This is a genomic window from Parabacteroides sp. AM17-47, assembly GCF_003434625.1.
GTDB classification, from domain to species: domain Bacteria; phylum Bacteroidota; class Bacteroidia; order Bacteroidales; family Tannerellaceae; genus Parabacteroides; species Parabacteroides distasonis.
On record NZ_QTLI01000021.1, the window covers coordinates 96,411 to 117,410 of the forward strand.

Here is a 21,000-nt window from a genome sequence, read left to right on the forward strand (position 1 = left end):
CTATAAAACTATTAGTATTAAAAAAGATTCTTACTTAATATAGAAAACCGAACAACCAAAGCGGGATCATGTTCCCCTCCCCGATCTCGGTCTTATCGACAGCATAGTACATATCCGGATTGTTCTTCACTTTCATGTTTTCCTCGATCCGGAAATTATACATCGTATTCACCAGAAAGTGGGCGTTCTTGATTCCTTCATTCAGCTTATTGTCTTTCAATAGTTGGTTATAAAAGAACGACTCACGCACCGCCCCGGCATTTACCTCCATCGGACGGATGGGGTACATCAGGTTCGAGTTATACATATATACCTTGGAGGGTTTCTTCGGAAAGGATTCGCCCACCGGATACAGCATATTCATCAAACGGGCATCTGTCAAATACTTGATATAGTTCATCACGGTGGCCCGGGATGTCTCGATATCCTTGCTCAACTGACTCACGTTTGGGGTACAAGGAGCGCTCGTAGCCAATAAGTAGAGTAGTTTGCGTAGCTTTGGCAGGTAGCTTTGTTCGATTTGTTTTATGTATAACACGTCCACCTCTAGCATCATGTTCATGGTCTTCAGCAGGTTCTCGGAGAAGTTGCGCTTTTCCAAGAAGAACGGATAAAAACCATGATGTAGATAATCTTGGAAATAAGCCATCGGCCTTACGACCGAGCAAATACGTTTGGCGATTTCCTGATGATTCTCTAATACCTCATCGAACGTGTACGCAGGAAACTGGTTCCCCGACATCAAGTTCAAGAACTCACGGAACGAGAACCCCCTGAGGTTATACGATACCACCTTGCCGGACAGGTCCGGATTCTCCTCTTTCAGACGCATCACCGACGAACCGGAGAAAACGATCTTCAAGTCCTCGAAATTATCATAGCAATACCGCAACTCTCTCGACCAGTTGGAATACTTAAATACTTGGTCTATCAACAACACCTTTCCGCCTTTAGCCCGAAACTCGGCGGCGAAATCAACGAGTGTACGCTCCGTAAAATAGAAATGATTTAAATTAATGTATAAGCATTCCTTATTATCGGCACCAAAATATTCACGGGCATAGTCTAACAAGAAAGTGGTCTTTCCGACTCCTCGCGAACCTTTAACACCGATCAACCGATCCTCCCAATTGATCTCATCCATCAATCCCCTTCGTACCGGAGAATACAGATGCTCTACCAGATATTTATGTGTTTTAAAGAATGCTTCCACCTACATAATTGGTAATTGAAAATTTGGAATTACCGATGCAAAGATAAACATCTTTTCTCATTTGCAATGCGGAGATTGCAATTTTATTGCAAAAAGTAAAGTTCAAACTAACAATTGCCTATCAACGTATTCTGTCTCGTAAAGACGGAGCGCACTCCAGTCCTTACGAAACAAAAGATATTATTCAATGATCGAGATCCATCCGTAAGTATCCGGCTCGTCACCATACTGGATGGCACGTAGCTTATGATATAGTTTCTCGCAAACAGGACCCGGTTTGCCGTCTTTGGCGATAACAAAAGATTTGTTCTCATCCAAATCGTCGATTTGTGAGATCGGGGCGATAACCGCGGCGGTACCACACTCGGCAGCCTCGTCGAACGTAGCGATCTCCTCGAAAGGAACCGGACGACGCTCTACCGTCAAGCCCATATCCTCGGCCAATTGCTGCAAGCTCTTGTTCGTGATCGAGGGCAAGATCGAGTGGGATTGCGGAGTGATATAGCTATTGCCACGGATTCCGAAGAAGTTAGCCGGACCGCACTCATCCAGATATTTCTTTTCTTTCGGATCCAGATACAATACGGCGGCGTATCCCTTGGAATGAGCGATCTCGCCAGCTACCAAGCTAGCGGCATAGTTACCACCGACCTTGATCGTACCTGTCCCGTTAGGAGCCGCACGGTCATACTCACGAAGCACGCACACCTTCGAGGGCTGGAATCCACCCTTGAAATACGGACCTACCGGAGTGACAAATATCATAAACATATATTCGGGAGCCGGCTTCACACCCACCTGAGCGCCCAAGCCGATCATCAACGGACGAATATATAAAGCGGCACCGCTCTCATAAGGAGGAACAAAACGCTCGTTCAATTTCACGACCTTACGTACAGCTTCCTCGAACATCTCTACAGGCAACTCAGCCATCTTGATACCCCGGCTGGAAGATTGCATACGTTTAGCGTTCTCATCCATACGGAATACACGGATCTTACCGTCTTTTCCACGGAAGGCCTTCAAACCCTCGAAAGACTCTTGTCCGTAATGCAAGCAAGTAGCGGCCATGTGAATATTGATAATCTCGGATGAAGAAACTTCCAACTCACCCCATTTGCCGTCACGATAGTAGCATCTTACATTGTAGTCTGTCTTGATATAACCAAATCCCAGCTCAGACCAATTTAAATTTTCCATATCTATACAATTTGCTGTAATTAGTTTAAAATTAACAAATTACACTGTTAATAATATCGCTCAAAAGCAAAAACGCCCATAGCCGTCGCTATGGGAGATTTTGTGTACCGCAAATATACGCTAATTTATATATAGTTCGGCCTATAAACTAAAAAAAGCAAACGGAAGGCCACGGCTTTTTCATTTAACATTTCGTTAAAGTGGGGTTTCTTGTAAATTTTAACATGCGCTTTTGTTTTCGGTGGAAGGATTCCGGAAAACACGTACGACCTTTCCGGAAAACACGTACGACTTTTTCCAAAAACATGTACGTGTTTTCGCAGAAAGATTATCCTGTTTTTAATTACTGATTATCAGATTCTTATACACAATTTTCTCTCGTAAACTTATTGTGCGGAATTTCACTTGAGATTCATGCATTCCGGCCTGCCGAAACGGATGGGTAAATGAAAGAGCCGTGGCATGGATATATACAAATAGCGGATTAAAATCTATGTTACCAAGATTTTTGCTACATTCGCGTCAAAAATAATTAAAATATGAAAGTCATTGATCTGATAAGGGATAGTAAGAGTACCGCTTTTTCTTTCGAGATATTACCGCCGCTGAAAGGTAACAGTATCCAGAAGGTGTATAATGTAATTGACAAGTTGAAGGAATTCGACCCTAAATACATAAATATCACCTCCCACCATAGCGAGTTCGTCTATAAAACCTTACCAGACGGAAGTTTCCAGAAAGTAAACATCCGTAAACGTCCGGGCTCCGTAGCGATCGCTTCGGCTATCCAGAATAAATACGGTATTCCTGCCGTACCCCATATTATATGTAAAGGCTTTACGAAAGACGAGACGGAATACGCTTTGATCGATTTGAACTTCCTTGGCGTAAACAACCTCTTAATATTAAGGGGAGATATAAAGACTTTAGAGGCCTCCCAGCAAAACCCGGAGTTATACCACGATCATGCGACTGATTTACAGCAGCAGGTAAATCATTTCAACGAAGGTATCGCGTTAGACGGTTCCAAGATAGACGGTATAGAGACTCCCTTCTCGTACGGCATGGCTTGCTATCCGGAGAAGCACGAGGAAGCGCCCAATATGGAATCTGATATCTATTATTTAAAGGAGAAAGTAAAAAATGGCGCTGAATATCTGGTAACCCAAATGTTCTTCGATAATAAAAAATATTATGCGTTCGTGGACCGTTGCCGTGCGGAAGGCATCACGGTTCCCATCATCCCCGGTATCAAACCGATCGTTTTCAAGAACCAATTAACGGTTCTTCCGAAGATATTCCGTGCGGATATCCCGGAGCCTTTCGCAACAGAATTACGTAAATGTAAAGATGATGCGGAAGCGAAAGAGGTGGGTGTGGAATGGTGTATACAGCAGTGCAAGGATCTGATCGTTCATGGTGTACCGAGCTTACATTTCTACACAATGATGGCCTCGGATAGCGTTTACAAAATAGCGAAAGAAATTTATTGAAATACAATAGGGGTTTTTATACGCTGAGTTGTCTAATAGAAGTACACGATTGAACAATCATGTACTAAGTATGGTTATTTTTAAAATTCTAAGGTAATGAAATACATATTCTTTATTGGACTTGACTTGGTATTGTATCCGTTCTTAGTTTTACTCTACATATGTCAATTGATATTTACAAAACCTCGCGCTTTTTGATATCTGAATACTTTTCCGTAACTTCGTTCATTATTCTATAGAAAAGGAAATATCTCATGTATTTTAAAGATATCATCGGGCAAGAGGAAGTGAAGGAACGGTTGAGACAATCGGCTCGGACGGGGATCGTACCCCATGCACAGTTATTCACAGAGCAAGGGGGAGCCGGGGCGTTTCCGCTGGCTTTGGCTTACGCCCGTTATCTGAATTGTACGAACCGGACGGACACGGACGCTTGTGGACGTTGCCCGTCATGCCTCAAATATGACGAATTGGCACATCCCGATTTACATTTTGTATTCCCGATCGTAGCCAAGAAAGAGAAAAAGAAAGAGGTCTGCGATGATTATCTCAGTGAATGGCGTGGGTTCCTCAAAGAACATCCCTATTTCAATATGGATGAATGGCTGGATTATATCGAGGCCGGAAACTCACAAGCCATCATCTATTCCAAGGAAAGCGATGAGATTATCCATAAACTGAGCCTAAAGATTTATGAGGCGGAATATCGTATCTTGATAGTTTGGTTGCCGGAGAAACTGCATCCTACTTGTGCCAATAAGCTTCTGAAAATCATAGAGGAGCCTCCTATGAGAACGGTTATTCTTATGGTATCCGAGACACCGGACCTTATCCTCGGGACCATCCAATCCCGTGCGCAACACATCCACATCCGTCCCATTGAGACCGATGCGATCATGAATGCCATGGTATCCCGTTTCGGGCTTTCGCCCGACGACGCTAAACACGTCGCTCACCTCTCCTCCGGAAGTTTTATCAAGGCGATGGAGGCGATTAGCTTGGGCGAGGAAAATAAATTCTTTCTGGAGCAATTCAAGGCCATGATGCGAAACTCATGGGCACGAAACGTAAAAGGCATGAAAGCGATGGCGGACGTCATGGCAGGGATCGGACGGGAACGACAGAAAAACTTCCTCTCCTATTGTCAGCATTTGATCCGGGAGAACTTCATGTACCGGTTCCAATCGCCGGAACTTAATTATATGAATCTGGACGAGGCTAGCTTCTCCGTTAAGTTCTCCCCTTTCGTCAACGAGCGAAACGTGATCGATTTGATGGAAGAATTGGCGAAAGCGGAACGCCATATCACACAGAACGTGAATGCCAAGATGGTCTTTTTTGATTTATCCTTACGAATTACCGTACTAATCAAAAGATAAGTCTTCAGATTTTCTTGTTACGCCAATTTCCTTTCCATAGATAGAAGAAAGAAGAAAGGATCATGATATTATATACATACTCCGTAGTCCAGCAAACCGCCACGTCCGCACGCAACCATACGGCGACATACAATATATATAATACGTACACGAATATGCTAGCCATATCGATTTCCAGCGCACGGCGGGTATTGCCTGTCCCCGATACGCTAAAGAAATAAATAAAACCGGGAACAGCGAAGAGATAAGAAGACAGCATCACCCACAACGAGGAGATCGAGCTAGCGATCAAGTCCGGGTTATCCGTATAAATACGCAATACGGTAGACGGGAACATAGCGATCAAGATACCGATCGGTAGCACGAACGCATAGCATAGCCCGATCATCCTCCGGCAAAGCGGAAGCACCCGGTCCGACTCCCCGGCACCGATCAAGTTACTTACCAGCGAGCTGTTCGTGGAGGCGAAAGCATTCACGAACATAAACAGGAACGAGGAGATGCTACGTACCACATTCGTAATCGCCAACGGCCGCTCACCCAGATGCTCCATAGCGATAAAGAAGATAAACCATCCTCCAAAAGCGATCCCATGCTGGATCATCACCCAGATAGAGACACTAAGTATTTGTCCCAGCATCCTAAAATCCACTCTCGTAAAACGGAACAGACCATATTTTTTATAATCTATCTTCTTCCAAGTATAAATCACGAAGAACAATACGGAAACAGCTTCCGAGATCGAGGAAGCGATAGCGGCACCCGCTATCCCCAAAGCGGGGAACCCGAACTTACCGAATATCAAGATATAGTTCAAGACCACGTTGGTAAGCACCATCACCACCGAATTGGCCGTCAAGATCTTCGTATTCGTCGTACTCACGTAAAACGCACGGAACATCACCGCTATAAAAGAGAAGAAGAACCCGTACACCCGCCAGTCCAGATAGCTCATCGTCGCTCGATACACCTCTTCCGAACCGATCATCCGGTGGAGCAGATGGGGCGTAAGCAGATTAGAGGCCGTAAACAACACCGCCGCCAGCAAAAAAAGGAATAGCCCGCCTTGCGTGAAAACCTCGCCGATCCGTTCATACTCCCCCTCACCGTTACGACGTGCCATCAGCACCTGAGCGCCTACACTGAAACCAAAGCCCAGCATATAAATCACAAGATAATAGACTCCTGCCAAGGCGGAGGCACCTAGCTCGACCTCGCCGACACGTCCCAGATAAGCGGTATCCGTCAATCCGATCATATGCTCCATGAGCAAGCTGATTAATACCGGATACGTGATCTTTAGAATTTGTTTGTTCGTATATCGCATGATGAATCTTAAATAAAAGGGAGGCAAAGGTAGTAATAAGATGCCAGTCACACAATATTACCCCATGCGATCCGTTTCTTATCATATTACATTATTATACGAAGAGATATGGTTACAAAACTCATCATGGCCTGTATTTTGTCCGCTACGCTATTGAGCTGCAACGGGCAAAACACAAATACGATCAACTACGCTACCGTCGAACCCCTGCATATCAATCGTTTTGACAAGGATTTATTCCGGCTGATCGATACGGAAGATACCACCTTGCAACCCGAACTAATCAAACAATACCCGGAAATGCTGGATATCATCGGGAAAGGCATATTAAACCTGCAAACCATCGAGACTCCCGGCTTCTTCGAGAAAATGCGGAATTATTACTCGGAGCCTACCTTGAAAGGCTTGTATCGTGACGCTATCACCCAATATGATTCCGTGGAGGATATCGAGAAATCCTTGGGATACGGATTCGCCTATCTAAAGGAGAATTTCCCCTCGATGCAGATCCCTGCTATCTATATGCATGTATCCGGTTTCAACCAGAACGTATTGGTAGGCGATAGCCTGCTTTCCCTTTCCATCGATAAGTATATGGGAAAGGACTATCCCTTGTATCAAGATTTCTTCTATGACTCCCAGAAATTGAAAATGCAACGTGGACTCGTGGTCCCGGATTATCTGGCGGGGTGGCTCATGTCCGAATATCCTTTCGCGGGAAAAGAGAACGTATTGCTGGACCGGATGATTTACGAGGGAAAAATCAAATACCTGCTCTCGCAAGCCCTAGGCGTTCCCGATGCCGCCGAGCTAATGGGATACACCGAACAGGCCTACAACTGGTGCAAGGACAACGAAGGAACAATCTGGAAAGCAATCATCGAGCGCAAGCATCTTTATACCCCGGATCAACTGACAACTTCCCAGTATTTCGAGGATACCCCGGCCATTTTCCCCGAGAACGACGCTCCCGGGAATATCGGGACTTGGATAGGCTGGCAGATCATCAACCAGTACATGAAGGAGACGGGATCTACCCCGGAGGCGTTGATGCAAAACAACGACGCCCAAGAAATCCTAACCGCCTCAAAGTACAAACCCCTATAAACAGGAAAACCGCCCTATTCTCACGAACAAGACGGATAACCTAATCTAACTTAATTCTAATACCATGAAAAACACTATATCTTAATAACAAGGCTTTTTAAAAAAGGTTCAATGGAATGAGATTTTAAACCTCTTATTTACCTCGGTTGTTGTAACAGGAAACGAAAACAAGGTGAGTCCGATGGATAATGATCTCTTAGATATAACAAAATTGAGGCGCTGGCGGATCTGGAAATTGAAACTTATTGACGCCAGACTTTATTTTGTAAGCATTTTCGTGGGATTGCTGACCGGGTTGGTAGCGGTACCTTATCACTATCTGCTCCAGCAGTTATTCAATAGCCGGAAACTTTTTTTCGACGGTCATTACCCTTGGTATTTCCATGTCTTGTTCTTCTTCACGCTATGGGGTATATTGCTTTGCGTGAATTGGATGGTCAAGAAGATGCCGCTGATTACCGGTGGGGGCATTCCCCAGACACGGGCGGTTATCAATGGCAGGATCACTTATAAAAACCCGTTGACACAATTAATCGCCAAGTTCACGGGAGGGATATTAGCGATCAGCGCCGGCCTGTCCCTTGGTCGTGAGGGACCGTGCGTACAGATCGGATCTTACGTGGGGAATATCATTTCCAAATGGGGACACGTATTGGCTGGAGAGCGCAAGCAACTTTTGGCTGCCGGCGCAGGTGCCGGATTGGCCGCCGCTTTCGCCGCTCCCCTCGCTTCCTCACTTTTGGTGATCGAGTCCATCGAACGGTTCGACGCTCCCAAGACCGCCATTACCACCTTGCTGGCAGGGGTCGTGGCGGGAGGCGTAGCGAGCTTGATTTTCCCCTTCAACCCCTACTCGCAGATTAGCGCTATTGCCCCGCAGGCTACTTTTATAGATCAACTGAAGTTGTTCTTATTTCTGGCCGTGGTTATTTCCGTCTTCGGGAAAATTTACTCGATGTTTACCCTTTGGTGCAAGGATTTCTTTACCAGACTGAAGCATCCTCCTTATATGAAGATGTTGTACCTGCTTATCATAGCGTATACGATCTCATTGACGGAGATCGATTTGACAGGAGGAGGCGAGCAATTCCTTATCATGCAAGCGATGCATGGATATCACCCCGTTTTATGGATAGCGGCGATGATGCTCATCCACTTGATATTCACGTCTCTCTCTTTCTCCTCCGGACTGCCGGGAGGGAATTTCATCCCTACACTAGTTACCGGGGGATTGTTCGGGCAGATCATCGCCTTATTATTGGTGAAGTATGGTTTCATTGAAACGGAGAGCATCAGCTATATCATGTTAATCAGCATGGTAGGTTTCTTGGTGGCGGTAGTCCGGACACCGCTGACGGGTATCGTCTTGATTACGGAGATAACCGGGCATCTGGATGTATTCTACCCCTCTATCATTGTCGGCGGGCTTACGTATTACTTCACGGAAATGCTACAGATAAAGCCCTTTAACGTGGTTCTCTACGACGAGATGATCTCGACTCCAGCCTTCCGTACCGAAGGGCGTTCCAGCCTGTTCGTAGAGATCATGACAGGTGCCTATTTCGACGGGAAGGAGGTAGATCACCTCACCCTCCCCCAACGTTGTATCATCAAGACTATTCACCGGGATCGCAAGGACTTGGCTCCCGCCGGACAGACTCTTATCCCCGGTGATCAAGTTGAGATCGAGATCGATTCGCAGGATATCGAGAAGCTGTATGAGCCGCTGATTAGCATGGCGAACATCTATTAATCGCAGACCTGCCAATCGCCTCGAAAAGAAATGCCACACCAAGAATCCCCCGGTGTGGCACATCAACAAAACGCTACATTATCAGAAGTTATATTGAGCGGAAACATTAAGTCGGTTGGCGTGGCGGGTCATATCGTTGAAATCGGTACGCCAGCCTCTCAAATACTCGGCGCCGACTTGCAGATTAGCGTTCACGTTCCAGAAAATGTTGGCTACCAAGTATTGACCGTAGCGGTATTGATCCGACGGGGTAACCGGGTAATCATTCTCGCTGTATAAACGAGTCTGGCTATAGGTGCTGGAGACGAATACCTTCGGCGTGATATTATACTGCAAGCCAGCGTACCAACCCATCATCGGAAGCACTTGCATCTTGCCTTTGGCCTCGGGGTCCGGAACCAGATCCACGTCCAGATTACTGATATCATTCAAGAACTGGCTGATCCCCCGGCCGTAAGTAGCCTGACCGTAGAAGTTCAGCTTGCTCGTCACATTGAACGTAGAGGCGGCAAACACGCCCCATCCGGCCTTAGACTCGGCCCGTTGCGCCACCAAGTTCTCATACGTCATATTACGTACGATACCAGCTACACGGATATGGCTGCTCTTATTCCAAGCGTATTGGATATAGGCAGGGAAGTTCGGCATACGTTGGTTACTGATATTCACGCTTTGGTTCGTGATGCCATCCACCACAGGCATCTCGATACCTACACCCGCTTTCCATCCCTTACCGAAAGCACGCTCATAGCGTAACAGGGTGGCACGGCTGAAAACCTGTCCGGCAGGCCCCGCATAATCGATCGAGGGCGGAAGGGCGGCCAGATCCATGAAGGTACTATAATCGTAACCCATCGTGAAACCAAGGAAAGACACATAGGCGTTCTGGAGCTCGAAGACCTTGCTGCCTCCCCGGAAGTTACCCGCCGTATACACGACGAAATCCCCGAGGTGTTTGGTACGACCCACTAATTTCAAGAATATCGTACTGGTAGTAGCGTCCATCTGGAACTGGTTACGGACGTAGTTCTGCCCACCATTCGGGATCATGGACGGATAGAAATCGACATCATCCGAGATCCCGCCGAAATCATACTCCGCCGTAGCCTTCACGTAACCGCCGATACCCAAGGCGAAACGTCCCTTACGATCGGTCAATACGAAGCGGGGGGCTTTCGGGTCGTGGAAACGAGGGCTCTGCGTCTCATTCATTATCCTCACGATTTCATCACCTGCCTTGTCTTGGCTGACAAGGACTATCGAATTTGGCACGTCATCCTCGATGACCACCTTTTGAGCCTTAGCGGGAGCCGATAAGAATCCCATACCTAGCAGTAATACTGCTCCTTGTACAAATAGTCTCATAAATGTGTTTTGTTTAGATTAATTACCTACCTTGAACAAGGCTATAAAGAAAAGGTTCTGATTTTAACAACCCTACGAGCACTTTTTCCACCCTATTGCCCGTTCAAAAAATATTCATATATTTGCGGAATATATTACTTGGGATGAGAAGATTTTTATTGTTCATACTCGCTGTTCTTTACCTCGGGGTTTCCTCCGGGTTTGCGCTGAATTACCATTATTGTATGGGTAAGTTGGCGGAGGTGAGTTTGCAGTATCTTGACACTTGCCCCAGTTGCGGTGAGGCGGGCACGTCCCATAAGTGCTGCTCTACCAAGACGGAATATGTTAAGTTATCCGTCGATCAGGATGTGGCGAATACGCTCGTGCAATTGTCCGCTCCTGTCGCTGTAGTTTTGTTGTTCGATCTACTCGACTCCTATAAGATCGCCGGGCGAGACGAGACAACACGTTCCAATCCCTTTATTAATCCACCCAAGGAGAATAGCGCTATCCCGTTATTCGTCCATCATTGTACTTTTTTGATTTAGCGTATAGGCTTCCTTTTTAAAAGGCGATTTACGTCTGTTTACGCACGAGTACCGGCGTAATCTATTGCGAGTACTGGAGTAATCCACCGCAAGTACTGGAGTAATCCATTGCAAATACTGGAGTAATCCATTGCGAGTACTGGCGTAAAGCATCACGAGTACTCATGTGATCGCTTGCCTTCAAAGACGAACAAATAAGCGTTCTCATATGTTTTCAAATCATAAAAGCTCATTCAAATGTTAAACAGAATCATTCGTTACTTCCTTGAGAACAGGGTGGTAACCTTACTTTTACTAGTGCTGATTATCGTATGGGGCATCTCCACGTCCCCCTTCAATTGGCACGGGGGGATCATTCCCCGGAATCCGATTCCGGTAGACGCCATCCCCGATATCGGCGATAACCAGCAGATCGTGGCCACGGAATGGATGGGCCGCTCGCCGAAGGATATACAGGACCAGATCACTTATCCGCTGACCACCTCTCTTTTAGGTATCCCGGGAGTGAAGACGATCCGTAGTTCCTCCATGTTCGGGATGTCCTTCATATACATTATCTTCGATGACGATATAGAGTTCTACTGGAGCCGTTCCCGTATATTGGAGAAGCTGAACTCCCTGCCTCCGGGAACCTTGCCGGAAGGCGTGCAGCCTACCTTGGGACCGGACGCTACCGCCCTCGGGCAGATCTATTGGTATACGCTGGAAGGACGGGACCCCAAGACCGGTAAACCTACCGGAGGCTGGAACGCCGAGGAGTTGCGTACGATACAGGATTTCTACGTCAAGTACACCTTATCCTCCGCCGAGGGGGTATCCGAGGTTGCCTCGGCGGGCGGCTTCGTGAAGGAGTACCAGATCGAGTTGAACCCAGATGCCATGTACGCCTTCAACGTCTCCGTGATGGATATCATGAGCGCCATCAAGAAGAGCAACCTCGATATCGGCGCCGAGACGATGGAGATCAACAAGGTGGAGTACCTGATCCGGGGCTTGGGGTATATCAAGAATGTAAAAGATATAGAGAATGCCGTCGTCACCGTTCGGGAAGGCGTGCCGGTTCGCATATCGGACGTGGCGTTCGTGAATATCGGCCCCGGAACCCGACGGGGAGGGCTGGACAAGGAGGGTGTGGAGGCCGTGGGCGGAGTGGTCGTAGCCCGCTATGGCTCCAACCCCTTGGAGGTTATCAATAACGTAAAGGCGAAGATCAAGGAGATGGAACCGGGATTGCCCCAGAAGGTACTGGCGGACGGGACGGTCTCCAAGGTAACCGTCGTGCCGTTCTACGACCGTACGGGGCTTATCAAGGAGACGATCGGGACGTTGGAGACCGCCCTCTCCCACGAGATATTGATCTGCGTGATCGTTATCATCGTGCTGGTGCTCAACCTAAGGGCCTCTATCGTTATCGCCAGCATGTTACCGATAGCGGTGCTCGCCACGTTCATCATCATGCGTTATACGGGGATAGCGGCGAATATCGTGGCTTTATCGGGTATAGCGATCGCCATTGGCGTGATGGTGGATGTAGGGGTCGTCTTCGTGGAAAGTATCATCCGTTACCGGGAGATGCCCGAGAACAGGCATATACAGGGGGGAAAGGCGTTTGTCAACCTTATTTATAAGGCGGTAAGCGAGGTGTCCGGGGCGATCAGCACGGCGATGATCACGACGATCGTCAGCTTCCTCCCCGTCTTCACCATGGAGGCGCAGGAAGGGAAGATGTTCTCGCCCTTGGCCTACACCAAGACGTATGCTTTGGCTTCCGCCTTCGTGCTGGGATTGATCTTGCTTCCTTCCCTATCGTATTGGTTGTTCTCGATAAAGATCCATTCAAGGCAGATACGGAAAATACTGAATTACCTGTTGATCGTGGCCGGAATCGCCTTACTTATTATCTATGGCAGTATTCCCGCTATCGGGCTAACGGCAGTCGGGTTGAATAATCTATTGTCCGGGTATTGGAAGAAGCCTCAGATGAGCACTTATATCAATATCGGTATCACCCTCTTTGTCTCGATCTATTACCTGTCCGAGGAATGGTTGCCGATGGGGCCGCAAAAAGGGATGCTCGCCAATATCCTGTTCGTGGCGGGTTGCGTAGCCATCATCCTAAGCATCCTGTGGCTGCTCGTTATGTATTATGAGAGGATATTGCGCTGGTGCTTGGATAACCGCTGGAAATTCATGTTGATTCCGGGAGCTACCATCGTATTCGGTTTCTGGATATGGAGAGGCATCGGACAGGAGTTTATGCCTAGCCTGAACGAAGGTTCTTTCCTACTGATGCCGACTAGCATGCCGCATTCCGGTATCGAGCAAAACCTTGATTATATAGAGGCGCTCGACAAACGGCTGGCCTCTATCCCCGAGGTGGAGACCGCCATCGGTAAATGGGGCCGTGTAAACTCCGCCCTCGATCCAGCGCCGGTACAGATGTTCGAGAATACGATCAACTACCGTCCGGAATATATCCTGAATGAGGACGGGAAAAGGGAACGTTTCAAGGTAAACCGGCAAGGGGAGTATCTCCTAAAAGATGGAGGCGTATATAACCCCAAAGACGGTTTCCGGCTGATTCCCTCAGACAGCCTGATCCCAGACGCTAAAGGCGATTACTTCCGCCAATGGCGACCGGAGATCAAGAACACGAACGATATCTGGCAACAGATCGTGAACGTCACCCATCTTCCGGGATTGACTTCCGCCCCGAAGCTGCAGCCTATCGAGGCCCGTCTCGTCATGTTATCCACCGGTATGCGTGCCCCGATGGGTATCAAGGTGTATGGCCCGGATCTGGAGACGATCGAGAAAGCCGGAAAGGCGATCGAGAAGGCATTGAAAGAGGTATCCTCCGTTATCCCCTCTTCCGTATTTTACGACCGTGCGGTAGGCGCCCCTTATCTGGAGATCGAACTGAACCGTGAGAATATGGCCCGTTACGGCGTAAACGTGGAGGACTTGCAAGAGATATTAAGTGCCGCTGTCGGTGGCATGGTACTGACCCGCACCGTGGAAGGCAGGGAACGTTTCCCGGTGCGCCTACGCTACGCTCGTGAGCTTCGAGATAATCCAGAGGCGCTAGGTATGATCCTCGTACCGACCGCCACTGGGGCGCAAGTCCCGCTTAAAGAGCTTGCCGATATCAACTATACCCGTGGAGCGCAGATGATCCAAAGCGAGAACACTTTCTTGGTAGGCTACGTCATCTTCGACAAACTGGCGGGGAAGGCGGAAGTGGATGTCGTGAAAGAGGCTTCCCGCATCCTTGAGCAACAAATAAAGGAGGGAGGGTTGAACCTTGATCCCGGCGTATCCTATAAGTTCGCCGGCAATTACGAGCAGCAGGAGCGTGCCACCAGCCGGCTGATGATCGTCGTTCCCCTCGCCTTGTTGATCGTCCTGCTGGTTCTATACTTTCAATTCAAGACGGTCACTGCCTCACTGATCCATTTCTCCGGGGTGTTCGTGGCCTTCGCCGGAGGTTTTATCTTGCTATGGCTTTACGGACAGGATTGGTTCATGAACTTCTCCATCGCCGGAGAGAATATGCGGGATCTTTTCCAGATGCACACGATCAATCTGAGCGTGGCAGTCTGGGTCGGTTTCATCGCCTTGTTCGGTGTGGCTACGGATGATGGGGTATTGATGGGAACCTACATCCATCATGTATTCCTCGAGCGAGACCCCCGCACCAAGCACGATATCCGGGAAGCGGTAGTAGCCGCCGGACTGAAACGGGTACGCCCTGCGGCCATGACTACAGCCACTACCCTGATCGCTTTGCTCCCCGTACTTACCTCTACCGGTAAGGGGGCGGATATCATGGTACCGATGGCTATCCCTACGTTCGGAGGAATGCTGATCCAGAGTATGACCATGTTTGTCGTTCCCGTCCTGCAATGCTGGTGGCGGGAGAACGCTATAAAGAAAGAACAAAAGAATAAAATTCAAGAGGAGGTAACGACTTATGAGATATAAAAGAATCAGATCAATCATCATGGCAGGTGTACTGGGGATGCTAAACGTCCTTTTCGCTTACTCCCAGCCGGCCGATAGTTTAGGCTATTATCTGGAACTGGCGGCACGTAACAATCCGCAGATCAACGCCGACTTCTCCCTGTATAAGGCATCTTTGGAGAAAGTCCCGCAAGCCGGAGCCTATCCGGACCCGGAACTGGAGATCGGTTTCTTCCTGAAACCGATGGAGATCTTGTCCGGAAAGCAAATAGCGGATTTCACCTTGATGCAAATGTTCCCTTGGTTCGGTACCCGGAAGGCGGCCCGCAACGAGGCGACCGAGATGGCCCGGATGGCTTACGAACAATTCCGTAACAGTCGCAACAACCTGTATTACGAGGTGAAGAGTCAATGGTACCAGCTTTGCAATATCAGCGAGCAATATAAAAATACGCAGGCGAACCTTCGTCTGCTAGACCAGTTGGAACAGTTGGCATTGAACCGCTTCTCCGCTCCGTCGGCGAAGGCGGGCGGTTCCTCCGTCTTACCCTCCCCCGTATCTTCTGCTCCATCGACTCCTCCCGCCGTATCCGGTGGAGGTATGTCGGGTATGGGAGGCAGTAGCATGGGAAGCCCTACGGTACAAAGCACGGGAGCATCCGGTAGTACGATGTCCGGAATGTCCGGCGGTAGCCCTATGGGTGGAGGCTCTATGGGAAGTGGCAACTCCATGGGCGGAATGTCGGACGTATTGCGAATCCAGATGGAGAAGGTAGAACTGGAGAATACGCTAGCCTCCTTGTTATCGCAACGGAAAACGGCCGAGGCTGCTTTTAATACGTTGCTCAATCAGTCGCTAGCTACCCCGATTTCCGTCCCCGACTCGTTGGAACGGCTTCCTCTCTCATGGGGTGAGTCGATGGCTCTTGACAGCGTCATCTCCAACAACCCCATGCTTACCATGCTGGAGGCGGAAGGAAACGCTTACCGGGCCAAGGCGGAGATGGACAAGAAAATGAGTTACCCCATGCTAGGTATCGGCCTCCAGTATTCCTTGATCGGGAAGAAACCGGAAGATATGTCTATGGGCTCTATGTCCGGTATGAACGGAAAGGATATGTTCATGCCCATGCTAAAGATCAGCCTTCCTATCTTCCGTAAGAAATATAACGCACAGCAACGGGAAAGCAAGCATTATTGGAAATCCAGCGAGTTGAAGTACGAGAACACGATGAACCAACTGCAAGCCGAGTATATCCGTATTACCCAGCAATTGGAAGATGCCGCACGGAAAATCGATTTGTACCAGAAACAATACGATCTATCGTTGGCCACCTACCAACTGATCGTCCGGGAATTCTCGACAGGAAGTACGACCTTGACCGACGTGATCCAAGTGGAGCGACAAATGTTGGACTATCACTTGAAGAAAAGCGAAGCGATAGCGGAATATAATACCCAAATCGCCGGAATCGAGAAATTAATATCCACCTCTGTAAACGAATAAGAAAATGAAAAATATAAATGAAACCGTAAAATCCAAGTACCTGATATATATCCTGTTCCTAGCGGGCGGCCTCTTGTTGGGCTGGCTTCTGTTCCATAACTCCGATACCGACAGCCATACGTCACAAGCGAGCGAGACCGGCACGGAAGTTCACGACCCTACGCATGGCCACGACCTCCAACAGAACGAGGCCGGCGAGTGGACTTGTTCCATGCATCCCCAAATTCGCCAAGACAAGCCGGGTAAATGCCCTATCTGCGCCATGGATTTGATCCCCGTACGTAAGAGCTCCTTCTCCGACAAGGCCATCGATCCCAACGCCATTCAGCTTTCGGAAGAAGCAGCAGCCTTAGCGGACGTACAAACCTCCAAGGTATCCCGCCAGAATCCGGTCAAGCAAGTCCGTTTATACGGCAAGATCGTACCGGACGAGCGTAGCCTGCAATCTCAAACAGCCCATGTAAGCGGACGCATCGAGAGCTTGAACGTTGATTTCACGGGTGAGACGGTGCGTGCCGGACAGACCCTCGCTACCCTCTACTCCCCAGAGCTTTTCACCGCCCAGCAAGAATTGTTGGAAGCGATCCGCATGGGACAATCTCAATTGATACAGGCCGCCCGTGAAAAACTATATTTATGGAAGATGACAGATGCCCAGATCGCCGCTATCGAGAAGTCCGGCTCTATCTCCCCGGTTGTAGAGATCAAGTCGAACACGAGCGGTATCGTCCTGTCCAAGCGGGTAAGCCAAGGTGATTATGTATCCCAAGGAGCTATCCTTTTCGACGTGGCGAACCTCACGAAGGTATGGGCCTTGTTCGACGCTTTCGAGGTGGATCTCCCTTTCCTTAGCAAAGGTGATCCGGTGGAATTTACCCTGCAAGCGCTACCCGGCAAGAAGTTCTCGGGTAAGATCTCTTTCATCGACCCGATCTTGAACACGACGACCCGTACCGCCAAGGTCCGTGTAGAGGTACCGAACGCCTCTTTGGAGCTCAAGCCCGAGATGTACGCCACGGCAAACGTAAGCGCCCCGCTCCGCAACTATAAGAACGAGATCGTCGTACCGCAAACCGCTGTGCTCTGGACGGGTAAACGTGCTATCGTGTACGTAAAGCAACCGGATACGAATACCCCCGCTTTCTTGATGCGTGAAGTGGAGCTAGGCCCTTCCCTTGGTAACTCTTATGTTATCTTGAATGGCTTGCGAGAAGGTGAGGAAATCGTAACCAACGGAGTCTTCGCCATAGACGCCAGCGCACAGCTGGAGGGAAAAACTTCCATGATGAATAACGGCGACGAGCCCGCCAAGCCTATGATTGGGCATGAGGGGCATATGATGCATGCGCAAAGCGCCACGGGGGTAGCCTCCGAGCATGCCATGTTCGGTGTCAAAGGCTCTTGCGATATGTGCAAGGAACGTATCGAGAAAGCGGCAAAAGGGGTAAATGGTGTGTTATCCGCTCATTGGGACAAAGATACCCAGATGATCCATCTCCAGTACGATCCCCAAAAGACCTCCCCGAAAGCGATCAGCAAGGCGATCGCTAAAGTAGGCCATGACACGGATATGGATAAGGCGGATAAAGCCGTATATGATAAGCTACCAGCTTGTTGCCACTATAGATAAAGTATTGGACATTCGGGGGTGTGTCAAAAGTGTGAACATGGCACGCAGATAACGCTGATTGAGCAGATGACCGCAGATTTATGATATGAAAATCAATATATTATCTGCGTAAATCTGCTAAATCTGCGTGCCATAATACCAACTTTTAACACACCCTCCTTATTAGTAAAGATTCCAACGAAAAGAAGCGACTGCTTTAGCGGGAACCTCGTAGGTAAACGAACGTTCGCCACTGTTTACCGTTATATTTTTAGTCCCGTCCGTATTATTTAGTAATACGAGCGCTTCCGTTCCATCTAAATTCTCGAAGGCGGAATACATAATCCCATCAGCCGTATACCCTTTAGAGCCGATCCGTACTGCCCCCGGTTTCACCACAGAGGATAAATGACCGATAATATAATAATGAGAATTCCGGGTAATCGTCTTATAATCCGAGCGATCGATATCCACGGCACCATAACAAGTCTGGCAACCACCCTCTCGGTTCGGTCCCCGCTCGTTGTCCAGCATCAAGTTCCATACGATAACTGCCTTACACCAGTTATTCACCGTACCCAAGGCCGTCTCCTCCATATCTTCCATCAAGCGTTTCTCTAAGTTACGTCCATCATTCCACATGCCGATAGAAGTTTCCGTAAATATTAATTCTTTATCGGGGAACTTGCCGTTTACGTTATTCAACTCCTCCCGGTCGCCCCCGTAATTATGGTAAGCGGCACCTGTCAGGAAAGAAGCGGCATTCTCATCCTCGTAGATTTTCATCGGATAGCCTTGCTGCTCCAACATATTATCGTAATTGTAATTATGGTCGAAAGCGTAGATCTTCGTCTTGAGGCCAGTCTCTTTCAGTTTAGGGCCTAGAGCGTCACGCACGAAAGAGAGTTGCTCCTCCCATCCCATAAATAAGGAAGCGGAATTTCCTCGGTTCAAAGGTTCGTTTTGGGGAGTTATCGCCTCGATAGGAATCCCCTCGGCCTCCATCGCCTGTATCCATTTCACGAAATAGGTAGCGTAATCTTGATAATAGGCGGGATTCAGCTGTCCGCTAGTCCATGACTCGAACGGGCGCAAATCCATTAAGTTATCCACCTTCATCCATCTTGGACAAGTCCAAGGCGATCCCAAGATTTTTATAGAAGGGCTGATCGCCAAGATCTCCTTCAAGATCGGTATCACATACTCCTTCTCCTCGCTCTGCAAGGCGAAATTCTCGACACCCTTCGTGTCACAACAAGTATACTCACTTAAAGAAAAGTCCGAGCAGCCAATCGAGATACGGATATAGCTATACCCCATCCCCTCCGTATCAGAGAAAGTCTCTTTCAGGAAAGCTGTCCGATCCTCGGGAGCCATCCGCATCAAGTTATAGCAGGTAGAGCCTGTCACGGCGGCGCCAAAGCCATCCATCGTCTGATAGCGCACCGAAGGGTCTATCGTTATCACGGAAGGCGAGGCGGCTTGTTTGTCCCCCAAGGCGATCTCACTTCTCACGAAATCTTTCGCACGATCGTTTGTCGTGACATACACCGTTACATTGTCCGAGGTCTTCGCTCCAGAACATGCGTTCAAGCAAATCAAGACCATTAATAAAGAAAAGAGAACCATACGTATTAAATTAAATAGTTTATCGAATTACCGGGTTTCTGAACCTTTCAAGATCGCATTCACGTGATTCTTTAAGATGTGGAAGGCAGGAGCGGCCATCGATCCATGATCATATCCGTCCAACTCATAGATATAAGTATTCTTATGTCCGGCCACTTTCATCATACGCCAAAAATAGGCGTTCTCCTCATAGCGGCCCAGCATCTCCATCTCCCGGTCGCCCGAGACGATAATCAATGGAGGAGCGTCAGGACGTACGTAAAACAAAGGGGCGAACTCGTCGATACTCGGTTGGGTATCTTTCATCCCCTTCGCCTGCCGATAAGCGAAATGGCTGATCGCATGACCGCTGAAAGGGATTAATGCAGCGATGGAATCAGCATCTATCCGGTACTTAGTCAACCACTTCTTATCCAGTCCGACCATATTTGTTAAATAACCTCCAGCGGAATGACCTGAGACAAAGATTTTACGCCTATCCCCACCATACTTCTCAATTTCGCTGAATGTCCAAGCGACAGCGGCGGCGGCGTCATCGATACAATCGCTCAACGTGGCTTTGGGTAGCAGACGGTAATTTACGGCGATAACGGCTAATCCGCAGTTCTTCAATTCCTCCGGGATGAATTTGCTACCTCCCGACAAGCCGCCTCCGTGAAACCAGACTACCGTAGGGAAGTCTTTTGCGTTCTCGGGATAATAAAGATCCAATTTACAACGTTCCACCGCATATGGATTTTTCGATTGGGTATAAGAGATATCTCTGACTATTTTATAGTCTTGATCTTGCGCCGCAAGGATATTACAGATAAACAGACTAAATAGAAATAAATAGATTTTCTTCATGATATTAGATAATAGATTTAATACATCAAATTTAATATAAAAAAAGGAGCCAATCTTTCGACTGACTCCTTTCACCTAA

General features: G+C 48.3%; 14 protein-coding genes. 8 read left to right on the forward strand and 6 right to left on the reverse strand.

The window, feature by feature from the left end; genetic code table 11:
- Nucleotides 1–34 precede the first annotated feature (34 nt).
- Together DW205_RS16980 and DW205_RS16985 are read right to left on the reverse strand one after the other, a co-directional pair.
- Nucleotides 35–1,213 carry an ATP-binding protein gene (locus DW205_RS16980; RefSeq protein WP_008774157.1) on the reverse strand — a complete coding sequence of 393 codons (1,179 nt, stop codon included), beginning with the start codon at nt 1,211–1,213 and terminating at the stop codon, nt 35–37.
- Nucleotides 1,214–1,393: 180 nt separating this feature from the next.
- Nucleotides 1,394–2,413 (reverse strand): branched-chain amino acid aminotransferase, encoded by a 1,020-nt coding sequence (locus DW205_RS16985; RefSeq protein WP_005858291.1) that lies wholly within the window; start codon nt 2,411–2,413, stop codon nt 1,394–1,396.
- A 539-nt stretch (nt 2,414–2,952) separates the two neighbouring features.
- On the opposite strand from DW205_RS16985, the gene metF reads away from it, so the two are divergent.
- On the forward strand, nt 2,953–3,906 hold the full coding sequence (metF, locus tag DW205_RS16990) for a methylenetetrahydrofolate reductase [NAD(P)H] (RefSeq protein ID WP_005866130.1): 954 nt from the start codon (nt 2,953–2,955) through the stop codon (nt 3,904–3,906).
- A 254-nt stretch (nt 3,907–4,160) separates the two neighbouring features.
- Complete coding sequence (locus DW205_RS16995) at nt 4,161–5,285, forward strand: DNA polymerase III subunit delta (protein WP_005866126.1); 1,125 nt, start codon at nt 4,161–4,163, stop codon at nt 5,283–5,285.
- Between the two features lie 4 nt (nt 5,286–5,289).
- On the opposite strand, the gene DW205_RS17000 is transcribed toward DW205_RS16995, so the two are convergent.
- Nucleotides 5,290–6,612 (reverse strand): MATE family efflux transporter, encoded by a 1,323-nt coding sequence (locus tag DW205_RS17000; RefSeq protein ID WP_005866124.1) that lies wholly within the window; start codon nt 6,610–6,612, stop codon nt 5,290–5,292.
- A gap of 108 nt (nt 6,613–6,720) precedes the next feature.
- On the opposite strand from DW205_RS17000, the gene DW205_RS17005 reads away from it, so the two are divergent.
- Nucleotides 6,721–7,719, forward strand: coding sequence for a hypothetical protein (locus DW205_RS17005; RefSeq protein WP_008778107.1), 999 nt, complete (start codon nt 6,721–6,723; stop codon nt 7,717–7,719).
- 181 nt (nt 7,720–7,900) lie between these two features.
- The gene (locus DW205_RS17010; protein WP_005866120.1) at nt 7,901–9,472 is read left to right on the forward strand and encodes a ClC family H(+)/Cl(-) exchange transporter; all 1,572 of its coding nucleotides are present in this window, start codon (nt 7,901–7,903) and stop codon (nt 9,470–9,472) included.
- 81 nt (nt 9,473–9,553) lie between these two features.
- Here DW205_RS17010 and DW205_RS17015 read toward each other — a convergent pair whose 3' ends face one another.
- On the reverse strand, nt 9,554–10,837 hold the full coding sequence (locus tag DW205_RS17015; RefSeq protein ID WP_005866118.1) for a DcaP family trimeric outer membrane transporter: 1,284 nt from the start codon (nt 10,835–10,837) through the stop codon (nt 9,554–9,556).
- A gap of 143 nt (nt 10,838–10,980) precedes the next feature.
- On the opposite strand from DW205_RS17015, the gene DW205_RS17020 reads away from it, so the two are divergent.
- The 4 genes from DW205_RS17020 (at nt 10,981) to DW205_RS17035 (ending at nt 18,467) form a co-directional block, all read left to right on the forward strand.
- A complete protein-coding gene (locus tag DW205_RS17020; protein ID WP_005866116.1) occupies nt 10,981–11,367 on the forward strand; it encodes a hypothetical protein in 387 nt (128 codons plus the stop codon).
- A gap of 237 nt (nt 11,368–11,604) precedes the next feature.
- The gene (locus DW205_RS17025; protein WP_005866114.1) at nt 11,605–15,351 is read left to right on the forward strand and encodes an efflux RND transporter permease subunit; all 3,747 of its coding nucleotides are present in this window, start codon (nt 11,605–11,607) and stop codon (nt 15,349–15,351) included.
- A gap of 19 nt (nt 15,352–15,370) precedes the next feature.
- Complete coding sequence (locus DW205_RS17030) at nt 15,371–16,837, forward strand: TolC family protein (protein WP_224202593.1); 1,467 nt, start codon at nt 15,371–15,373, stop codon at nt 16,835–16,837.
- A 4-nt stretch (nt 16,838–16,841) separates the two neighbouring features.
- Nucleotides 16,842–18,467 (forward strand): efflux RND transporter periplasmic adaptor subunit, encoded by a 1,626-nt coding sequence (locus DW205_RS17035; protein WP_005866108.1) that lies wholly within the window; start codon nt 16,842–16,844, stop codon nt 18,465–18,467.
- 162 nt (nt 18,468–18,629) lie between these two features.
- Here the strand turns inward: DW205_RS17035 and DW205_RS17040 are convergent, their stop codons facing one another.
- Together DW205_RS17040 and DW205_RS17045 are read right to left on the reverse strand one after the other, a co-directional pair.
- Complete coding sequence (locus DW205_RS17040) at nt 18,630–20,075, reverse strand: glycoside hydrolase family 30 beta sandwich domain-containing protein (protein WP_005866106.1); 1,446 nt, start codon at nt 20,073–20,075, stop codon at nt 18,630–18,632.
- Between the two features lie 27 nt (nt 20,076–20,102).
- Complete coding sequence (locus tag DW205_RS17045) at nt 20,103–20,921, reverse strand: alpha/beta hydrolase (RefSeq protein ID WP_005866104.1); 819 nt, start codon at nt 20,919–20,921, stop codon at nt 20,103–20,105.
- Between the last annotated feature and the right edge of the window lie 79 nt (nt 20,922–21,000).